This window comes from Bacillus sp. UNC322MFChir4.1 (assembly GCF_000746135.1).
Taxonomy (GTDB): domain Bacteria; phylum Bacillota; class Bacilli; order Bacillales; family Bacillaceae_G; genus Bacillus_A.
The window spans coordinates 18,036-37,067 of sequence record NZ_JQKQ01000012.1; the positions used below are offsets into that span (position 1 = coordinate 18,036).

Here is a 19,032-nt window from a genome sequence, read left to right on the forward strand (position 1 = left end):
TCCTCATTTTATGTATGATGTTTCTAGGTGGCGTCCAGTTGAGGAGGCAAAATCACGAAAAGAGCCTTTACTAATTCTGCAAGGTGCACGCGATTATCAAGTAACAGTAAAAGATGAGTTTACAAGATGGCAAGAAGGACTTTCAAACCGCAGGAATGTTCAGTTCAAAGAATACCCGAAATTGAATCATTTCTTCACGGAGGGTGACGGAGAATTAAGTCGTCCTAGTGAATACGAAATCCCTGCTAATGTTCCCGAGTACGTCATCCAGGACATTATTACATGGGTCAACGAGACAAAAAAATAAGAAAACATCAAAATCCTTCATGCAATCATCATTGCGTGAAGGATTTTTTGAAAATTCAACAATTTTATTATCATTTTACAAAATAGTTTCCCTGATTTGTACTCTATTTTTTCTCCTGGAAACCCTAGAACGATATTTTTTCCATAAAAAAATCGAACGATAAGCTTGGCCGCAAACTTATCGTCCGATTCAAATTATTTGCTTTCATTTGTGTATAAAAAACAATGTAAACACAAATAAATCAAACAAAGTATGAGTTATAAATGATATTAATATATTCCTAGTATAAATATATACGGCTATTTGCCAAATACAAGGAATTCCGATTATCAAAACACAATGTAATAAATTCCAGTTATACGCTAGTAGATGTAGTAGACCAAAAATTATTCCTGTGGATACAAGAGCAAAAGATACATATATCAACGAATTTTTGATTAATATTTTAAGTGAGGCTAATGAAAACAAAAATGTTCCAATAAGTATCATCTGTTCGCCGAGTAATTGAAGTGGAATGATTACTAATACTATAGGGCTTGAAAATTGAGAAGTAACATTATTGCTAGATAGATTTAAACCTAATGTTTCTAATACGTACAAAAAAATAATGCTGTTTATAATCTCTATACCAACAAAAATAAAACAAATTCTTATATCACCCTTTTTAATACCTCTAAATATAATTAAGCATATAAATAAAATTAGATTTTGGCTGGAATTATCATATTCCCGGTTTTTTTAAAAAAACTTATATTTTAGTATTATAATATTCATGGTAAATAATATGTTGAAATTAAGGAGATATTATAGAAACGAAATCACGGAAAATCATTTTAGCTGGCACCATATGCTATACGATTTTAGTTTTATTTTTTATGTTCTTTGCGTTTAACAGGCTCGATAGTGTAACCAGTGTAGAACGGTACACCTTTATCCTTGTTCCAGAAGGAGTACCACTTAAATTTCCAGAACTAAATTATTCATGGATTGTTGATTTTGGAAACATTGCTGCTTTTATCCCTTTTGGAATACTATTTCCTCTATTGTATCGTGTCAGATTTGGGAAGTTCATATCCTTGTTTGTTTTAGTGATTCTCGTTCTAGAAACCATTCAGGCTTTAACATATCTTGGTAGCCATTTTTTATACATCCCTATCCTGGCGCGGGTTCCAGGGTTCCCGTTTGTTACTGGATTAGCCGGAAAACTGTATAAAATCTTGCATACTCTTAGCGTGGGTTTTTTCCAAAATGCTGGCGTTACCCCACCCCATCGCTATCAAGCTAAAAAGAACGAGTTACCTCAAAGCATACTACACAAAATTTTCGTTTTGGGGTATTTCAAAATCTTAAGTTGATGGGCATGTAAGGTGACCCCTAATAAGAAAAAAACGAAGTTAGTAGCAATTCGGTTTATCTTTTTTATAAACGGTATAATTTTCTTTTAAATCTACATCATAACAGTCACAATAACTCCTCCTATATTGTCCCCTGAAATCTCGTAATGCTTATTCACTGGAACATTCACGTTAATATTCTCTGAAACTTTATAATAAGAAATCGTATATTTTTCACCTTCAATATACGTTGAAATTTCTTTTTTCTCTTTTAAGAAATCCAAATATTCCTCTAAAGTAAAATTATTTTTTTGCATAACAGCACTATGAGGTAAACCGACATAACGTATATGCCATGGCTCATATTGAATTCCTGTAATATTACTTTTATTTTTCGGATAGCGTAAAACAAATCCGTATTTCCATACATTTTCCTCAATCCATTTTCCTTCAGGAGCTTTCTCCATTTTCATTTGAGTAGACCCAACATCAAGTGATAACCCTAAATTATGTTCACTATATCCTGCTGGAAGTGCGTAATCAGAGCCCAGTTTCTCATATAGCTTCCTTTGTTCTTTAAAATCTCGATAACCGCTATTCATCAAAAAATGCTGTACTCCTTCTTTTTCCGCTGCATCTACAATCTTCAAAAATTTTTTCACAATATCCATTGATAAGCGAAGGTTTCTATCAAATATCACATACCCTCTTACTAATTCAGCATTTTGAAATACATTTATAATATCAGACCTTATACTATCTTTCTTAATAGGGTAATCTTTATTAACTAGTAATAAATCCCCTTTATGAATTTGTTCCTTTGTAATCTCTTTCTTTTCAGTATTCACAGTATTTACTTTATCATCTTTTTCTACGATTTTAACATCTATCCCCTTTTGAAATAACGGTGCTATATAAATCCCAACACATACTGTGCACAATATAAAAAGAGAAATAAATACCCACTTCTTCATTCTTAGTTCCTCCTTTATCTAACATACGTATAGGATAGAAAAAACTATTAAAATAAAAAGTGGGGTAAACTTAAAATTTTTATTAAATTCTCGAGCTATCTTCTTTTGGCAATCTCACTTCAAATATTGTTCTTATTACATTACTTTCAGCAGAGATCGTCCCATTATGCTGTTCCACAATATTTTTTGCAATAAATAAACCAAGGCCTGTACCGTCTTGTTGCTCCGTTCTAGCTTTATCACCTGTATAAAACATATCAAAAAGATATGGCAAATCTTCTTCTGGAATGCTATCTCCGTAATTAATAATTTGTACGACAACTTCTCCATTATCAATATATCCATTCATATCAACAAATTGCCCATCATATCCGTAGCGAATAGCATTCGTTAAAAGGTTTTCAAATACTCTAGCTAACGATTTTCCGTCACCATTAATAAGTAAATGCGAATCAACATTCAATCTAGCTTCTAAATTTCGCTTCTCTAATAACGGATATAATTCCTCATCTAACTGTAGAAGTAACTCACTTATATCAATTGTTTTTTTTTCTAACTTTAGTATGCCATAATTCATTCGCGTAATTTCAAATAACTCATCAATTAAACTTTCAAGTCGTTGCGATTTCGTAAATGCAATCGTAGAAAAATGTTTAATCTGTTCCTTTGTCAAATTTTCATCTTTAAGAATTAAATCTAGATAACCTAAAATAGATGTTAATGGCGTTCTTAAATCATGAGCTAAGTTAACAACTAGCTGATCTTTACTACTTTCCGCAAAGTCTCCTCTTTCAACCGCTTCTTTTAACTTTTCGCTCGCTAAGTTAATCTCACGCGCAATATTTCCGAATTCATCATTTGATGAAATATGAACTTTATTTGTAAAATCACCGTTAGCGAGATAATGAATTCCGTTAGAAATTTCATTAAAATACTTTAAGTATGGTTTTGTTAAAAAGAAAAAGAATAAAATAGATAATGGGATAAAGAAAATCAAAAAGAAATTAATATCTCCAAACTCTCTTACTATTGACCTAAATTGAGCTAGAGGATCTTCATAGCGCACCATCGTTTTATAATAGAACTGTAATCCTTTATAAATCATATATGTTACGCCAGCTGCTAATACCATACTTAACATAAACAAGGCGATCATTTTAAAACGAAAGCTTCTCATCATTTTAGCCATTGAAAGTATAGCCTACCCCCCATATCGTTTTTATTAACTTATTCTTCCTTTTATCCTCCCCAAGTTTTTTTCGTAAAGTACGAATATGTACCATAACTGTATTTCCACCTTCGTAATAATCATCTGCCCATACTTGCTGAAAGATATTTTCAACACTATATACTTTCTTCGGATGACTAGCTAATAAATATAAAATATCAAACTCTTTTGGGGTTAATTCAATTTGCTCTCCGTATACATTTACCGTTCGTTGCTCTGGATCAATAATAACTCCACCTACTTCTAAAACGGATTTATTCTCCTCTACTTTCGGCTGATTTAACATAAGAAATCGGCGTAGTTGTGCATTTACACGCGCAACTAATTCAATTGGTGTGAAAGGCTTCGTCATATAATCATCCGCGCCTAGTACAAGACCTGTCACCTTATCAAAATCAGATGTTTTCGCACTTAAGAAAATGATAGGCATATGATGTTTCATACGAATTTGTCGTGTTACTTCATAACCGTCCATTTTGGGCATCATAATATCTAAAACAACTAGATCGATTGGTTGTGATTGAATGATACGAACTGCTTCTTCTCCATCAGTAGCTTTCACAACATGATAACCTTCTTTTTCTAAATGTATCCCAATTAATTCAGCAATTTCCACCTCATCATCAGCTATTAAAATTGAAATACGCTTCATTTTATTCCCCCTCCTTTTTAAGAAAGCTTGCTTTTTCTAAGCTGTATTCGTATTCTTTGACTCTCCTATAAAATGTATTACTCTTCATTCCTACTCTTTGCATTGGTTCTGCAAAATTACCATAAGTTTCTATCATTATATAAAAAGTCAAAATCATCACTTCCTGTTATTTTTTAGGTTTGGCTTGATATGATTTCATTCCAGCTTATTCTACCATATTGTTTAACAACAAGAACTTGTAGAAATCACTACAAGTTCTTTCTATTAAAATGTTAACAAGGCAAACTATTCTTTTATTTTTTCCTCATGTTGTTTAGCGAGCTTATAAAAAGAAGAACGTTTGATGCCATACTTTTTCATAGCTCCTACCGCTGTAATTGAACCAGATTTCCATTCCTTGTAAGCATCCGTAAATTCTTCTGTTATTTCGACAGGAGGACATCCTAAACGTTTACCTTGCTTTCTGGCAAGAGCAATTCCTTCAGCTTGACGTTGTTTAATATCAATGCGCTCTTTTTCTGCAAAGGCAGATAATATTGTCAGTGTTGCTTTTTGAATTGCGCTCTGAATGACATCATTTGTACTTTCCCCAGTGTAATTGACGTTAATGTATGGTTCCTTTATAAATTGTAAATTTACTTTATGTTTTTCGTAATATCTAAATTCTTCTAATGTATCATTTATATTTCTTCCGAGTCTTGTCAAGGAATCAAACACAATGGTATCTCCTGTACGAACAAGACGTTTTAGCATTTGATAATTATCTCACTCCATATTTTTCTAGACTCTTTATCTATGAAAATATCCCGTTCTTCTATCCCTAAATTCTTCATATTCTGAATTTGTCGTTCTTCGTTTTGATCTTTACTCGAAACTCGCACATATCCAAATTTTTTATGTTTCATATGCTACACCTCATTGATAATGATAACAATTATGTCTGTAAAGATATATAAAATAAACGGATGTCTGTAAAGGTAGAAATGAACATTTATAGATGTGGTTTTTTATAGTTTTCTATATATCTGTAAAGGTATACTTTTACAGATGAATTGAGAGATTCACTTAACACTTAATACATGAAAGTAAAAAATGTATCTAAAGGTTCATGCCCATCAACTATGACCATTTGTAACTGCTTATAAATTTCCTGAGTATATGGCGTGCTTTTCGCCTGTTTATGCTCTCGTTTTACTGTCACTTCATTATTCTCTACTAGCATTTCCTCTGCATTTTTTGACGGTACTTGTGAATGTTCAAGTATTGCAACAGAACCATAGACACGTTCTAAGAATCCGTATTAACATCAAACAAATCTCTTCTTTACTCTTACAATACATCGTTAAAATTTTCTAAACGTAAAATAGTTTTGTTCTTTTATTAACAGTCATAAAAATGATCCGTTTGTTTTTATTGATAATACATAAACATTATTATAAACTGTCTGTATATATGCAAACGAAATCATTTTATGTTTACTCATATTTTAAATTGATAGGGGATATTAATAACAATAAAAGAATAGGTATTCCACCAACAAAGTGCTGCAAAATAATGGAACCAGTACGGAAAAGATGCTTTCAAAATTGATATACTAAAAATCGAAAACGAAGCATTATTAGCCCTTGAAGAAAGTATCAACCATACGAGGAACGAGATTATAATCAAAAATAGTTTTAAAAAGGGGATAAAATTATGGGACAAAGAAAGTATCCAGTAACACCTCAAGATCGAATGAATTATATATTAGGTCTTTATTCTGCAAATCAACAAATTAATGCCGTTCTTTATTTTTCTAAAGGTATATCAATGAAAATACTTGAACAATCAGTAAGGATAACGTTACAATTACAGCCAGTTTTGAACAGCCGTTTTGTAGAAAGTGATATTCCTTACTGGAAGGAACATACATCTAGTACTAAATCAACGACTTGTTTTTTTTGCAGAAGGAAATGATCAAGAACTTGAAATGATGGCGATAGATTTTATTAAGGAACCTGAAAATCATATTCAGGGGCCAATGGTTCAAACAAAATTATTACAAGGCACTACAACAAATATGTTAATTGTTAAATTATCACATCTTTGTTCAGATGGTGCAGGAGTCAAGGAATATATTAATTTGCTGGGAGCAATTTATACTCAGCTTTTCCTAGGACAGTCTAAGGATCAAATTATAAAGGGATTTTGTGCGGGGAATGAGGGGTTTCGCGATCAATCACCTGTTTTCAAATATGCTGGAATACCAGACGTAAAAAGTGCGTATCGTCCTAGCCAAGCACAACAGGCAGCGTTATGGTCTTTTCCTTCTCAACCTAACAAAAATTCATACCCAAAAATGTCCGTGCGGCGGTTGAGCTATGAACAAACTCTACGTCTAATCCAATGGACAAAAGCACAACAGGCTACCTTGAATGATGTCATCATGACTGCATACTTCCAATCTTTATCACATTTCACTGTGTATGCAGAACCTCGCACTGCAGAAAAAATGATCGGTTTAACAATTGATTTACGCCGATATCTTCCCAATCATACAACTGGTGCTATTTGCAATTTATCCGGTATGGAAATGCCAGTGATTAAAATGGAAGATAATGAATTATTTAATCAGACTCTAGTTCGAGTCAAACAATCAATGGATAAAATAAAATCTCAAAATCCAGGTCTCTCTTCAGCCGCAGGAATGGAGCTACTGGCAGGTCTAAAGCTATCTGAGGTGAAAGAAATGTATAAGCAGCAATACGAACAGGCTTTACAAATGGGCATGGCGTTGCCGTTACTTACAAATTTCGGGGTGATAGCAGATGAACCTATTAAGTTTGGTGAAGTTCTAGCCGATGACGGGTATATGACATCACCTATTATGTATGCCCCATTCTTTACAATGGGGGTAAGCTCTTATAATGGAAGACTTACATTTACGATTGGTTATCATACGCCGGATACATCAAAAGAAAAAGTAGAGCAATTTTTAGAAAGTGTGGTCAGTCAACTAACATACTTGTAAATGGAGGCTTTTGGTTTGTTGCTAAACCAAAGTTTGATCAGAATTATTGCATCAATAGATTCATACAAAAATACCATCATTTCTGTATATTTCTACAAAAAGAATAGCATTTTTTGTTTATGTGAGTACAAATTTATCTTAGCTGGATAGATATGTGGCCGTATCTCATTGCTATCCAGCTAAGTTCACACAACGTCAATCATAGTAGAGGTTGCTTCTTTTTTCTAAAGGCTACGTGTAGGGAATTTAAAGATTTGCATACGAAATAAACCCTAACGAGTTTCATTTTTTTGAATTAAGCCGATTGATTAAATCGTTGATTCAATCCCTCAGGACTGATGAGCACTTCTGTTGATGCTTCCAAACAGCTAGATAATTGAGTTAAAGAAGTCGTAGCGATATTTTGGTTCATCCATACACATAAAGCGACTAAATCTTTTGCTTGGTATTTACTGGTTCGTTGCACGAAACCAACATCTCTAGCAAGATCTCATAAGATATTTGGAGATAAAAAGCTTTGAATTTCTTGAGCAAATAGTTGTAATTCATCAGATATAGAAATAGACATACAAAAAACGCCATCCTTTCCTATGATTCTACAGAAAGAATAACGTATTTTTTCATTTTGGGAGCTTTATAAAATTCTTAAGTTGATGGATGTGTGTATCTCCTCCCTTCCAAGATATCATTTCCCTCATGAAAGTGTATGTTTGCACCTATTAACATTTGAGAATTAAGTGTAACTAATCGCTTATCAACAACCTTTTCAGAGAAGGTAAAATACTCCTGTTCTATCAGTTAAAAAATATTCATTGGTAATCAGCCCTTTAAAAATGATAGCAGTGCCTCATTAAATTCTTTGGCATGTGTTGCATTGAACCCATGTGGACCACCCTTTATTAAAGCTACCCTAGAATTAGGAATTGCTTCATGTGTCAGTTTTCCACTATATTCAAATGGAACAGTTGCATCTGAATCACCATGAATAACAAGGGTAGGTATATTAAACTTGGCTAAATCTCCTCTGAAGTCCGTTTTGCTGAAAGCAGCGATACAATCTAGTGTTCCTTTAGGCGATGCACCCGCTGCAATATCCCTATTGTAAAGTCGGAACGGTTCACTGACTAAGTCAGTTCGATCTCCAGCAGCAAAAAATCCTCTCGTAAACTCATCAAGAAATGCTAGACGATCATTTTTTACTCCATTTTCAAATCCTTGAATTGCTGCATCATCTAATACTCCCTCAGGATGATCTGCTGACTTGTAAAGGAATGGTGGTACAGCTCCCGCAAATACAGCCTTCTCTACTCTATTTGTTCCGTAGGTTCCAATATAGCGAGCTACTTCTCCACCCCCCATTGAAAATCCGACCAGTGTCGCATTTTGGAGATCCAAATGCTCTAGTAACAGATGTAAATCAGTAGCGAATGTATCATAATCGTAACCGTTCCATGGCTGAGAAGAGTTCCCGAACCCTCGACGGTCATAAGTTATGACTCTATATCCAGCCTCAACGAGAGCAGGAACTTGGTATTCCCAAGATCGACCACTTAATGGCCAACCGTGAATGAATACTACTGGCTTTCCTGTACCATGATCCTCATAATATAGTTCAATGGGTATTTGATTTTCGGTTCCTACAGTAATTTTCGCCATTCTTCTACCTCCAAGAAATATTCTGATATATATCCTTTTCTCCAATAATCCGGATGAATCTCGTAACCTATTTATGCACGTCTATGTTGTGGACTCTAAGCATGAAACTCTATTGTTCCGCTGAATTCATTTTCTGTTTTTGTAACAATTCCCCATCTAATACCTTTTTCATCATGAAATAATTGCTGAACATTCCTCATATTCAATTCTAATAACAAAAATAGGTGACTATCAATATTGTTCTATCTATAGAATGTATAGGTAAAACCAATCAATTTTATGGTGAAAATAACTATAGTTACCATCTATGTAAATTATAGATAATTTAGAATTGATTAACGAATTGGTTTTCAAATACTATAAATTTGTATAGCGCTTCATGTTCTGTGAATGCTGCTATAACTAATATAACGAAACTAGGAATTTATGATAATGTTCCACTGTTTAAACTTTCTTCGATTACTTAATTTTAGGAGGAATACATAATGTCTGATCTCTATTCTCGTATTAACAAAGATGATGCTGTCGTTCTTTTAGTGGATCATCAAACTGGCCTTATGTCCGGACTAGTACGTGACTATGGTGTTGATGAATTCAAGAACAATGTTTTAGCTCTTGCTCACACTGCTAAGTTTTTTGATTTACCAGTTATTTTAACAACAAGCTTTGAACACGGACCTAACGGACCTTTAATGCAAGAATTGGTTGATCTATTTCCTCACGCACCAAAAATAGCTCGACCTGGACAAATTAACGCATGGGATAATGATGATTTTGTAAAAGCAATCGAAGAAACTGAAAAAAAACAACTTATCATCGCGGGCGTAGTTACGGATGTTTGCGTTGCTTTCCCGGCACTTTCCGCTATAAAAGCTGGGTATGAAGTATTTGCTGTTACTGATGCTTCAGGAACTTTGAGTAAACAAGTTGCAGATGCTGCCAATACGCGTATGGCACATAGTGGCGTGCAACTTATGAACTGGTTTAGCGTAGCGTGCGAATTACAGCGCGATTGGCGCAACGATGTCGAAGGTTTTGGCAATTTGCTTGCTAGTAATCTTCCAGGTTATCAAAATATAATTGGAAGCTATATGGGAGCTCAGCGGGATCTTAGTAAACAAAATGCATAAATTTAGCGCTGGCTAAATCAGCGCTCCTTTTTAAATTAAGAAGTATTGCAAAGCTTTTATTTTTACGATTACAGCTAAAACTAATAGAAAATATAATTGTTTCAAAAAACTTTATTTGAAACAATTTTAAAAAAGGAGAGTTTTATTATGAGTAATTTAGAATTGTTAACTCCGGAGAACAGTGCATTAATTTTGATCGATTTTCAGCCTCAAATGACTTTTGGAGTTGCAAGCATTGACAGACAAACATTGATTAATAACGTTATGCTGCTTGCTAAATCAGCAAAAGCTTTTAACGTACCTACTATTCTTACTACAGTTGAAACACGTAGCTTTTCTGGTTATTTTTGGCCACAAATTCTTGATATATTCCCAAACCATGAAATTATAGAACGTAGTTCAATGAACTCTTGGGAAGATTCAAAATTTGTTGAGGCAGTTAAGGCAACAGGTAGAAAGAAATTGATATTTGCAGCACTTTGGACTGAAGTTTGCCTTGCATTCCCTGTGCTTGAAGCAATTAAAGCTGGCTATGAAGTTTATGCAGTTGATGATGCTTCAGGTGGTACTAGTTTGACAGCACATAGCGCTGCTATGCGTCGTGTAGAACAAGCTGGAGCAATTCCAGTGACAGCAATTCAAGTTTTACTTGAATACCAACGTGACTGGGCACGCAAAGACACTTATGATGCTGTTATGGAAATTGTAAAAGAACACACTGGCGCTTATGGTCAAGGCGTGGAATACGCATATACTATGGTACATGGCGCGCTTCCAAGCAGGAAAATATGAAACAAGAAAAAGTAACTGCCGGAGAAACTCATACAGGGAACACGATGAATGCTGGCGGTCCAGTAACAACGATTGTTACATGGGAAATTCAAGAAGGTAGAGAAAAACAGTTTGAAACATGGAGACATGAAATCGAAGCTGCCGCTACTAAATTCCCAGGGCATTTAGGCGTAAATCTAATAGTCCCCAATAACGGATCCAGAGAGTATACTGTTATTTTTCGCTTTGATACGTATGAGCATCTACGTACTTGGCAAGAATCAGATATTCGTCGAGATTTGTTAAAAAAGGCAGAACAATTTCAAGCTACTAATCCAACTTACAAAACTGAAAGCAGTTTGGCTTATTGGTTTGTTACTCCTAAAACGCCAGTTCCACCGCCAAAATGGAAAATGTCTATTGTTACCGTTCTTGGTGTATGGCCTCTTAGCATGTTGGTTCCTAAAGTGATAGGACCTATTATAAAAAATATGAATCCTATTATTTCAGCTTTTTTTGTTTCTGTATGTATAGTGTCCTTGCTATCATGGGTAGTAATGCCGATTCTCGGTAAAATATTTCATCCATGGTTACAGAATAATAGGAAGTAGACGAGGTGTGAACATGAATTTACCGGATATGATCTTATATAACGGAAAAATCACTACCCTTGACCCATCTCAACCTGAGGTATCGGCTATCGCCATAACTGAAGGTTTAGTCACTGCAGTAGGTGGAGATGAACTTCTTGATAGTGCCACAGAAAAAACCAAAAAAATAGACCTTAAAAGAAAGAGAGCTATTCCGGGCTTGAATGACTCTCATATACACGTTATTCGTGGCGGTCTTCATTATAATATGGAATTGCGCTGGGAAGGTGTGCCATCACTTGCTATTGCTCTGGAAATGCTTAGAGAGCAGGCAAGGCGTACACCTGCTCCTCAGTGGGTAAGAGTAGTTGGAGGTTGGTCTGAATTTCAATTTAAAGAGAGACGGATGCCAACTTTGGAAGAGATTAATGCTGTTTCTGAATACACGCCTGTCTTTGTGCTACATCTTTACGATAGAGCACTTGTAAATCGTGCAGGGCTGCGTGCACTGGGATACACAAAAGATACTCCAGACCCTCCGGGCTGTTTAATTGAGCGGGATAAACGAGGTAATCCAACGGGTCTTTTAATTGCCAATCCTAACGCTTCTATTCTTTATTCAAGTTTGGGTAGAGCTCCAGTACTTGATTTTGACGACCAGATTAACTCAACTCGCCATTTTATGCGCGAATTAAATAGATTAGGTATCACAAGTGCCATTGACGCAGGTGGTGGATTCCAAAATTATCCTGATGATTACAAAGTTGTTGAACATTTAGCCGAGAAGGATCAATTAACTTTGCGTATTGCGTATAATCTATTTACGCAAAATCCAAACCATGAATATGAAGACTTTGCTTCATGGGCAAAAATTGTTTCTCCGGGTCAAGGAAATGATAAGTATAAAATGAATGGTGCCGGAGAAATGTTAGTATTCTCGGCAGCCGATTTTGAAAAATTTCAAATGCCGCGACCCGAACTAGCTACGGTGATGGAAGCTGACTTAAAGAAAGTAATTTCTCTATTGGTGGAAAACCGTTGGCCATTCCGTTTACATGCAACTTATGACGAGTCAATAACACGTTTCTTAAATGTTTTTGAAGAAGTCAACAGAGAAATTCCTTTTAATGGTCTACGCTGGTGGTTTGACCATGCAGAAACAATCTCAGATCGTAGTATGGAACGTGTTAAGGCTTTAAATGGCGGTATTGCCATCCAAGACCGCATGGCTTTCCAAGGTGAATACTTTGTTGATTTATACGGAAAGGAAGCTGCAAAGCGTACTCCTCCGATTTATCGTATGCTAGACCTGGGTATACCTGTTGGCGCCGGTAGTGATGCAACCAGGGTTTCCAGCTATAACCCTTGGGTTGCTCTTTACTGGATGGTTGCCGGAAAAACCATTGGTGGTCTTTCGATATACGATGAAAAAAATAGACTTGACAGAAAAGTAGCCCTGGAACTATATTCCAAAGGAAGTGCGTGGTTCTCTGGTGATGAAGGTAAAAAGGGAACCCTTGCAGTAGGTCAGTTTGCTGATATTGCTGTATTGTCTTCTGACTACTTTACTGTGTCAGAAGAAGAAATCAAGGACCTTGAATCATTACTCACCATTATGGGTGGGCAGGTTGTTTATGGAAATGATGAATTTAAAAATTTATCACCTGAATTGCCGCCAGCATCACCTGACTGGGCACCGACGGGAGTTTATGGTTATGGTGGTGCCAACTTAGCCCAAAATATACTTTCTCACGATGCTCATGATCACAAGTTACATAGTTGCAGTAACCCTCTCCATCAACATACTCATACCGTAATAGGAAAAGATGGAACTAAATGGGGTATTGGTTGTACTTGCTTTGCTTTCTAAGTCAGAACCACCGGTCTAATGCCGGTGGTTTTCTTTCTACAATAAGGGTTTGGGGCCGAGGACGGACCCAAATAGTAATGGTATTAAGATCATAATGGTAATATGGGTCTTGGTGCAAATAATATGTAGATCTGAAATAGCAGTGTATCCCTAACGGAATCTATTACTATACGGTAAGACCGAAGAGTTGATTGATTAACTTGATTTGTTTTTTGACAGACTTCGCTCCTTGCAAAGTCTGTCCTTTTTATATCCACTATCTTAATCGCCTATTTTATACCAAGGGATGCAAATAAGAAACCTGAAGGATCTGTTTTCTCTTGTTTTATTAAAATTGGAGTAATATTTAATAAAAAAGACTTACCTATTTGCTATATTATTCCCTCTTCCAATCACCATATATTTCCAGTGTACTATTAACTATAAGGAGGGAGTGCAGAAATGGAAGAAAAGAAAGTGACGTGGTTAGAACTCTTTTATGATTTGTTATTTGTGGCGGCGGTGACGGCTGCGACTCATGTTTTACTTCATGTTGAAGATGGTCATATCCATGCAGAGTATTTAGTAAAGTTTGTCTTAATTTTTATTCCGATCTGGTGGGCTTGGGTAGGGCAAACCATCTTTGTTAACCGGTTTGGAAAGGATTTATTTCATCAACGAATCTTTTTGATCCTGCAAATGTTTTTTGTCCTAATAATGACATCAAGCTTATCAGCTGATTTTGATCCTTATTATCTTTCTTAATTGGCTATATTGGCTTAAGGGCCGTGACTGCAATCCAATATCTTGTTGTCCAGCGTATAGAAGAGGGAGCTCGAAAAAAAGCAGCACTCTTTTTAGGAAGATATTTTTGGATTGGAGTCGTTATTTCATTATTATCCGTCTTTTTTGATTCTTGGATTCGATATGCTGCGTTGTATTTGGGAATTCTTATCGATATTATTGTCCCACTGCTTGGAAGAAAGTGTTTAGAAAAGGTTCCGACAAATACAGCCCACTTGTTAGAGAGATTTGGTCTATTTTCCATTATTCTCTTTGGGGAAGCTCTTATAAGCACTCTTGTGGTCATTCAACCCAAACAAGGAAATTGGGATTCAATAAGCTTTGCGATCATTTCATTTATCCTCATTATTTCGATGTGGTGGCAATATTTCGATAACATGGAGAAGAAACTCGACAAGTCTAGACAAACTTCCGGTCAAATTATTATTTACGGTCATCTGTTTATTTTAATGTCTTTGAGTATGGTTGCAGCATCCATTAGACTATTATTTTTACATGAGGTCTATTATTCTTTTATCCTATATTTTGTTTTTGGTTCTGTATTGCTCTATTTCCTGTCAACTACAATTGTTTTTCATCAATACAGGTTTGAACAACACCGTTTGAAAATTTATCATTTATGCTTGTTTTTAGGGATTTTAGCAGTCTTTTTTGTTATTAATTTGATTGTAGTAGTACCAAATATTGTGTAGGACAATTAACCCTATTTTTTATCATCTATGCTAAATTAACAACTACATAAATGGTTCTGGTGCAAAGATAAAATAAAAGAGAATATAGCTTATATATTTCTAGCTGGATTCTTATCGACTGTTATAACACGAGGCTTTGAAACATGAAAAGACCGCAAAGCTTTCTTGAAAAAGCGCTTTGCAGCCTTCTGGTCTCTTATTTTGCTTAGGAAAAAATAGATTGTGTTTCCTCTCGAATCAACAGCACGATACAGGTACATCCATTGACCTTTTACTTTAATATATGTTTTAGCGACCCCGCCCCCCTAAAGGGGATTGTACTTTATGCTGAAACCCCAACAATTGATGGATGAATGCTTTCTGATTTTGAACAGACTGATCTCGTAAATTAATCTGTTCTTTTTTGATCATATGCATGACTGCTAATCTCAAAATAATAGATGTAGCCGTGTCAAAAGACTTGAACCTTAACATTGGAAGGGCTCAGCTCTTAATAAAATGAGGAACAGGTGCATATGAAAAGATACTTGGCTGATTTGATTTTTCCATTTTTCCTTAAATAAAAAGTCAATGATATTCCCTTTTGAATCGACTACACCACACATATAAATCCACTGCCCTTTGACTTTAATATAGGCCTCATCCCAAGACTTATAGTTTATTTTCAATTTTCCTGAAATTTTTACACTAGAATCATTATTGTTTCTATTATACTGATACTTTTTCAGGATCATTTAACTTCTGCATAAAGATACGTGCTGCAAAACTTAAAAATTTATCATCAAAGTGAATAAGATTAATATCTTGACTTGGTGTTGGATCAACAATACGAACTATGCTCAAGGAATCATTATTAACAAAATCAACCAGTGAGAGTGGTATTATGGCAACCCCATGTCCATTGCATACAAGACTCAATAGAGAAATAGAAGATTTTGTTTCTATATTTGCTACAGATAAAGATAACCCTAAATTTTCACAATATATCTTAATTGATTCACGACAACTGCTTGAAGTCATTATTCTACTCAGCCCTACTAATTCTCGAAAAGAAACAAATGATTTTTTATTCAAAGGATGATTTTTTGGAATCACAAGGACAAGCTCTTCGCTATACAAAAGAGTGCTTGTTAATGTGTCTGGAGTTTGAAAACTACGTGTGATCCCTATATCAATATTATTTTCAACGATTTGATTTACAGTAACTTCTGATTCTATGATTTTTACTAAGATGTTGGGATAATGTTGTTGAAATTGCATAATATAAGGTGTTAAATAGGTGAGGTCCTCTAATAACCCTCCTATAGTAATCACGCCTCTTTTCACACCCTTTAATTCAAAGATCTCATTATGAACCTCATCAAATAGCTGCATGATAAATTTACCTTTATCCAATAGTAACTTACCTGCTTCTGTAATTTTGATACCCCTTCCAACTCGATGAAATAAAGGTGTATCAATTTCACCTTCTAACACACGTATTTGTTGACTTAAAGTTGGCTGTGAAATACCTAGAACTTCCGCAGCTTTAGTAAAACTACCATTATTACAAACTTGAATAAAATACTCTAAATGACGTAGTTCCATTCTTAATATCCACCTTCCGCTTTATGAAAGATTCACACTTAAAAGAACACTATGTATGCATTGTTATAACAATTATCTTTTCTTCTTATACTAATTGTAATTCCATGATTTCTCTATTTTGGATACTATTAAATATACTATATTTCTTGATTTCCCCCCTCCTGTTCATTTATTTTTAATTAATTTATATTTAATTAGGATATTACTAATTCGAGATATTTATCAAAAAATTTATAGTTCTTGCGCATAATAGCCTAATTTTTTCAACTGTTCGATCATCACTTTTTTCTCACCAGAGTCCAAACCACCAAATATTTGTCGAATCGCCTGTTTATGCTTAGGGAAAATAGTATCCATCAATTCAATACCTTCTGGAGTAATTGACGCATACGTGACACGGCGGTCTTTAGGACATGGTTTTCGTATTAATAACCTCTTCTTTTCCAACTTATCAACTACATACGTGATACTGCTACTTGCAAGTAATATTTTGTCTCCAATTTTTTGTATAGGCTGATCGCCTTTATTGTATAGTAACTCAAGAACTGCAAATTCAGTTGGATTAAGCCTATAACTTTTTATATCTTCTTCAATACGCTTTGTGATTGACTGTGCTGCTCGTGATAATATAACAAATAACTTTAAAGATAAATTCTCATCATTAATCAAACTCATAATTACCAATCATTTACAAAATATCTCGAATTCAAGATTTATTATATGATTATCAAAATATTATGTCAATAATTCAGTTTAGTTTGATCAAACCACTTATAATTTATTTCTCAACATGAGACGTACGGAGGCGTAATAAATCAATTGGTAATATATAGACATCTCAATTGCGTTATTTCTTTTAAAGAGAGCTTGTTTTCTGACACAAGCTCTTTTTTATCATAGCCTACATAGAATTCAGAAACATTTTATATGGTGAGTTTTGTACCCTTACAGTGATAGAGACAAAAAATCTGGTTCTGGTGCAAAAACCTCAAAACAATTGCAATTAATCTCTAAAGTTTAATTAAAGAACTATTTTTCTGTGGCAAAATAAAGCAGTGCTATGACCGGAAAAGCGATTCCCATCCATAATGCTGCACTCCATCCACCTGAGGCGTATGCCCATCCTCCAACAGAGGATCCAATAGCACCACCCAAAAAGAAAATAGCCATGAATAATCCATTTAATCGACTACGAATTTCCGGCTCCAAAGAGAAAATCAAACGTTGACTAAGCACAAGGTTTGCGGATACTCCCATATCCAACAGAATAGCTGCAACTACTAGAACAGCTATTCCGACAGGCGAACTACTCCGAATCATGAGTGGTAGTAATAAAGAAGCGATGATAACAGCGAGAGCTATCCCAGTGGCCATCCGAGTCCATCCACGATCAGCTAGACGTCCACCAATTGGCGCAGCTATCGCACCCGCAATCCCGACAAGTGCATATAGTGCTATAGCTTTCTGAGAAAAATGAAAAGTAGGGCTAGACAATAATAACGGAACAGTAGTCCAGAATAAGCTGAAAGTCCCGAATACACACGCATGATAAATCGCGCGACGGCGTAAGACCGGAGTAGTTCGCAGCAGTTGCCACATTGAACCGAGTAAGGCGGTATAGGTTGTGTTTGCCATTGGCCTCCTAGTAGGAAGTACTTTTGATAATATAATCGCTAAGAGAACGATTACTGCTGCAGACAAGGCAAATATTGCATTCCATCCCCAGATCTCAGCTACTAGGCTTGATATCGGACGAGAAAGCATGATGCCAAGTAACAGACCACTCATAACATTGCCAACAACGCGGCCACGTGTAGCTTCTGATGCAAGGTATGATGCAAAAGGTACGAGCACTTGTGCTGCGACCGATCCCAACCCGATGAAGAATGAAGCTGCTAAGAACAGTATTCCGTGTTTCACAAATACTATGGCAGTCAAAGCGACTGCACTTAGAAGTAACGATATAACTACCAGCTTTCGGTTTTCAACAATATCTCCTAAAGGTACAAGAAATAGTAAACCGACAACATATCCAATCTGGGTTAGCGTTACAATCAACCCAGCACTACTAGTAGAAAGCCCAATTGCAGAGCTAATTAACCCAACCAAGGGCTGTGCATAGTAAAGATTAGCTACAATGATACCACATGCAGTTGCTAGAAATATGGTTAACCCTGCTGAAATATCTTTATCAATTGTTTGATTTTTTAAATTAGACATAGTTAACTCCTCCTATACCATTATCCCGAAGTTCTTGAATCATCTTGGCAAATGCTACGGCAACATCAGTGGCCATTGTACTAAATTGAGTCTGAACTGCATCCCACTCTTCTTTCAAGACTTTCAATTGGGCCATCTCTTTCTTCTCCCTTTCCATGTATTTTTAGTAGTAAGTTCTTGTGAAGTCTTAGGCTTAGTTACATCAGTTAACATTGCAAGATTTCTTAA

At 35.3% G+C, this 19,032-nt stretch carries 14 protein-coding genes and 8 pseudogenes; 8 read left to right on the forward strand and 14 right to left on the reverse strand.

Annotated features, from left to right (window positions below; all coding sequences use genetic code 11):
• Positions 1-307, forward strand: a pseudogene (locus BR72_RS05385) (alpha/beta hydrolase); the annotation flags it as partial.
• Positions 308-511: 204 nt separating this feature from the next.
• Here BR72_RS05385 and BR72_RS27570 read toward each other — a convergent pair.
• Positions 512-907: a CPBP family glutamic-type intramembrane protease gene (locus BR72_RS27570; protein WP_442852835.1), complete on the reverse strand. Its 396-nt coding sequence runs from the start codon at positions 905-907 to the stop codon at positions 512-514.
• Between the two features lie 257 nt (positions 908-1,164).
• Between BR72_RS27570 and BR72_RS26980 the strand changes: the two genes are divergently transcribed.
• Positions 1,165-1,662, forward strand: a complete 498-nt coding sequence (locus BR72_RS26980) for a VanZ family protein (RefSeq protein WP_269320422.1) — start codon at positions 1,165-1,167, stop codon at positions 1,660-1,662.
• A 92-nt stretch (positions 1,663-1,754) separates the two neighbouring features.
• Here BR72_RS26980 and BR72_RS05395 read toward each other — a convergent pair whose 3' ends face one another.
• The 4 genes and pseudogenes from BR72_RS05395 to BR72_RS05410 all read right to left on the reverse strand — a co-directional run bounded on the left by BR72_RS05395 (position 1,755) and on the right by BR72_RS05410 (position 5,400).
• Positions 1,755-2,615 carry a D-Ala-D-Ala carboxypeptidase VanY gene (locus BR72_RS05395; protein ID WP_035430727.1) on the reverse strand — a complete coding sequence of 287 codons (861 nt, stop codon included), beginning with the start codon at positions 2,613-2,615 and terminating at the stop codon, positions 1,755-1,757.
• 82 nt (positions 2,616-2,697) lie between these two features.
• A complete protein-coding gene (locus tag BR72_RS05400; RefSeq protein WP_035430729.1) occupies positions 2,698-3,804 on the reverse strand; it encodes a HAMP domain-containing sensor histidine kinase in 1,107 nt (368 codons plus the stop codon).
• Complete coding sequence (locus BR72_RS05405; protein ID WP_035430730.1) at positions 3,797-4,495, reverse strand: response regulator transcription factor; 699 nt, start codon at positions 4,493-4,495, stop codon at positions 3,797-3,799. The genes BR72_RS05400 and BR72_RS05405 overlap by 8 nt, the downstream gene beginning before the upstream one ends.
• A 285-nt stretch (positions 4,496-4,780) precedes the next feature.
• Positions 4,781-5,400 (reverse strand): annotated as a pseudogene (locus BR72_RS05410) (recombinase family protein).
• Between the two features lie 790 nt (positions 5,401-6,190).
• On the opposite strand from BR72_RS05410, the pseudogene BR72_RS05415 reads away from it, so the two are divergent.
• Positions 6,191-7,505: pseudogene (locus BR72_RS05415) on the forward strand (condensation domain-containing protein).
• Positions 7,506-7,803: 298 nt separating this feature from the next.
• Here BR72_RS05415 and BR72_RS25315 read toward each other — a convergent pair.
• Together BR72_RS25315 and BR72_RS05420 are read right to left on the reverse strand one after the other, a co-directional pair.
• A pseudogene (locus BR72_RS25315) lies at positions 7,804-8,073 on the reverse strand (IS4 family transposase); the annotation flags it as partial.
• 251 nt (positions 8,074-8,324) lie between these two features.
• The gene (locus BR72_RS05420) at positions 8,325-9,161 is read right to left on the reverse strand and encodes an alpha/beta fold hydrolase (protein WP_035430731.1); all 837 of its coding nucleotides are present in this window, start codon (positions 9,159-9,161) and stop codon (positions 8,325-8,327) included.
• Positions 9,162-9,646: 485 nt separating this feature from the next.
• Between BR72_RS05420 and ycaC the strand changes: the two genes are divergently transcribed.
• The 4 genes from ycaC to BR72_RS05440 all read left to right on the forward strand — a co-directional run bounded on the left by ycaC (position 9,647) and on the right by BR72_RS05440 (position 13,522).
• Positions 9,647-10,291: an isochorismate family cysteine hydrolase YcaC gene (ycaC, locus tag BR72_RS05425; protein WP_035430733.1), complete on the forward strand. Its 645-nt coding sequence runs from the start codon at positions 9,647-9,649 to the stop codon at positions 10,289-10,291.
• 147 nt (positions 10,292-10,438) lie between these two features.
• The gene (locus BR72_RS05430) at positions 10,439-11,083 is read left to right on the forward strand and encodes a hydrolase (RefSeq protein ID WP_035430735.1); all 645 of its coding nucleotides are present in this window, start codon (positions 10,439-10,441) and stop codon (positions 11,081-11,083) included.
• Positions 11,080-11,673 carry an antibiotic biosynthesis monooxygenase gene (locus BR72_RS05435; RefSeq protein ID WP_035430737.1) on the forward strand — a complete coding sequence of 198 codons (594 nt, stop codon included), beginning with the start codon at positions 11,080-11,082 and terminating at the stop codon, positions 11,671-11,673. Before BR72_RS05430 ends, BR72_RS05435 begins: the two co-directional genes overlap by 4 nt.
• A gap of 13 nt (positions 11,674-11,686) precedes the next feature.
• Positions 11,687-13,522 (forward strand): amidohydrolase, encoded by a 1,836-nt coding sequence (locus tag BR72_RS05440; RefSeq protein WP_035430739.1) that lies wholly within the window; start codon positions 11,687-11,689, stop codon positions 13,520-13,522.
• A gap of 166 nt (positions 13,523-13,688) precedes the next feature.
• On the opposite strand, the pseudogene BR72_RS27575 reads toward BR72_RS05440, so the two are convergent.
• Positions 13,689-13,769, reverse strand: a pseudogene (locus BR72_RS27575) (IS6 family transposase); the annotation flags it as partial.
• A gap of 194 nt (positions 13,770-13,963) precedes the next feature.
• Between BR72_RS27575 and BR72_RS05445 the strand changes: the two are divergent.
• Positions 13,964-15,047: pseudogene (locus BR72_RS05445) on the forward strand (low temperature requirement protein A).
• 51 nt (positions 15,048-15,098) lie between these two features.
• Here the strand turns inward: BR72_RS05445 and BR72_RS25320 are convergent.
• The 6 genes and pseudogenes from BR72_RS25320 to BR72_RS26250 all read right to left on the reverse strand — a co-directional run.
• A pseudogene (locus BR72_RS25320) lies at positions 15,099-15,293 on the reverse strand (DDE-type integrase/transposase/recombinase); the annotation flags it as partial.
• A pseudogene (locus tag BR72_RS26985) lies at positions 15,286-15,647 on the reverse strand (DDE-type integrase/transposase/recombinase); the annotation flags it as partial. The pseudogenes BR72_RS26985 and BR72_RS25320, both read right to left, overlap by 8 nt.
• 58 nt (positions 15,648-15,705) lie before the next feature.
• Positions 15,706-16,584: a LysR family transcriptional regulator gene (locus BR72_RS05460; RefSeq protein ID WP_035430743.1), complete on the reverse strand. Its 879-nt coding sequence runs from the start codon at positions 16,582-16,584 to the stop codon at positions 15,706-15,708.
• Between the two features lie 231 nt (positions 16,585-16,815).
• On the reverse strand, positions 16,816-17,259 hold the full coding sequence (locus tag BR72_RS05465; RefSeq protein ID WP_035430745.1) for a MarR family winged helix-turn-helix transcriptional regulator: 444 nt from the start codon (positions 17,257-17,259) through the stop codon (positions 16,816-16,818).
• 354 nt (positions 17,260-17,613) lie between these two features.
• Positions 17,614-18,804 carry an MFS transporter gene (locus BR72_RS05470; protein ID WP_035430747.1) on the reverse strand — a complete coding sequence of 397 codons (1,191 nt, stop codon included), beginning with the start codon at positions 18,802-18,804 and terminating at the stop codon, positions 17,614-17,616.
• On the reverse strand, positions 18,797-18,940 hold the full coding sequence (locus BR72_RS26250; RefSeq protein WP_156107900.1) for a hypothetical protein: 144 nt from the start codon (positions 18,938-18,940) through the stop codon (positions 18,797-18,799). Before BR72_RS26250 ends, BR72_RS05470 begins: the two co-directional genes overlap by 8 nt.
• Between the last annotated feature and the right edge of the window lie 92 nt (positions 18,941-19,032).

What these genes read in the sequence shown, in the direction of transcription:
- BR72_RS05440 (WP_035430739.1), top strand. Translation starts at nt 11,687, where the DNA reads ATGAATTTACCGGATATGATCTTATATAACGGAAAAATCACTACCCTT.
- BR72_RS05405 (WP_035430730.1), bottom strand. Translation starts at nt 4,495, where the DNA reads ATGAAGCGTATTTCAATTTTAATAGCTGATGATGAGGTGGAAATTGCT.
- BR72_RS05400 (WP_035430729.1), bottom strand. Translation starts at nt 3,804, where the DNA reads ATGGCTAAAATGATGAGAAGCTTTCGTTTTAAAATGATCGCCTTGTTT.
- BR72_RS05460 (WP_035430743.1), bottom strand. Translation starts at nt 16,584, where the DNA reads ATGGAACTACGTCATTTAGAGTATTTTATTCAAGTTTGTAATAATGGT.
- BR72_RS05420 (WP_035430731.1), bottom strand. Translation starts at nt 9,161, where the DNA reads ATGGCGAAAATTACTGTAGGAACCGAAAATCAAATACCCATTGAACTA.
- BR72_RS05430 (WP_035430735.1), top strand. Translation starts at nt 10,439, where the DNA reads ATGAGTAATTTAGAATTGTTAACTCCGGAGAACAGTGCATTAATTTTG.
- BR72_RS05395 (WP_035430727.1), bottom strand. Translation starts at nt 2,615, where the DNA reads ATGAAGAAGTGGGTATTTATTTCTCTTTTTATATTGTGCACAGTATGT.
- BR72_RS05470 (WP_035430747.1), bottom strand. Translation starts at nt 18,804, where the DNA reads ATGTCTAATTTAAAAAATCAAACAATTGATAAAGATATTTCAGCAGGG.
- BR72_RS26250 (WP_156107900.1), bottom strand. Translation starts at nt 18,940, where the DNA reads ATGGCCCAATTGAAAGTCTTGAAAGAAGAGTGGGATGCAGTTCAGACT.
- ycaC (WP_035430733.1), top strand. Translation starts at nt 9,647, where the DNA reads ATGTCTGATCTCTATTCTCGTATTAACAAAGATGATGCTGTCGTTCTT.
- BR72_RS05465 (WP_035430745.1), bottom strand. Translation starts at nt 17,259, where the DNA reads ATGAGTTTGATTAATGATGAGAATTTATCTTTAAAGTTATTTGTTATA.
- BR72_RS05435 (WP_035430737.1), top strand. Translation starts at nt 11,080, where the DNA reads ATGAAACAAGAAAAAGTAACTGCCGGAGAAACTCATACAGGGAACACG.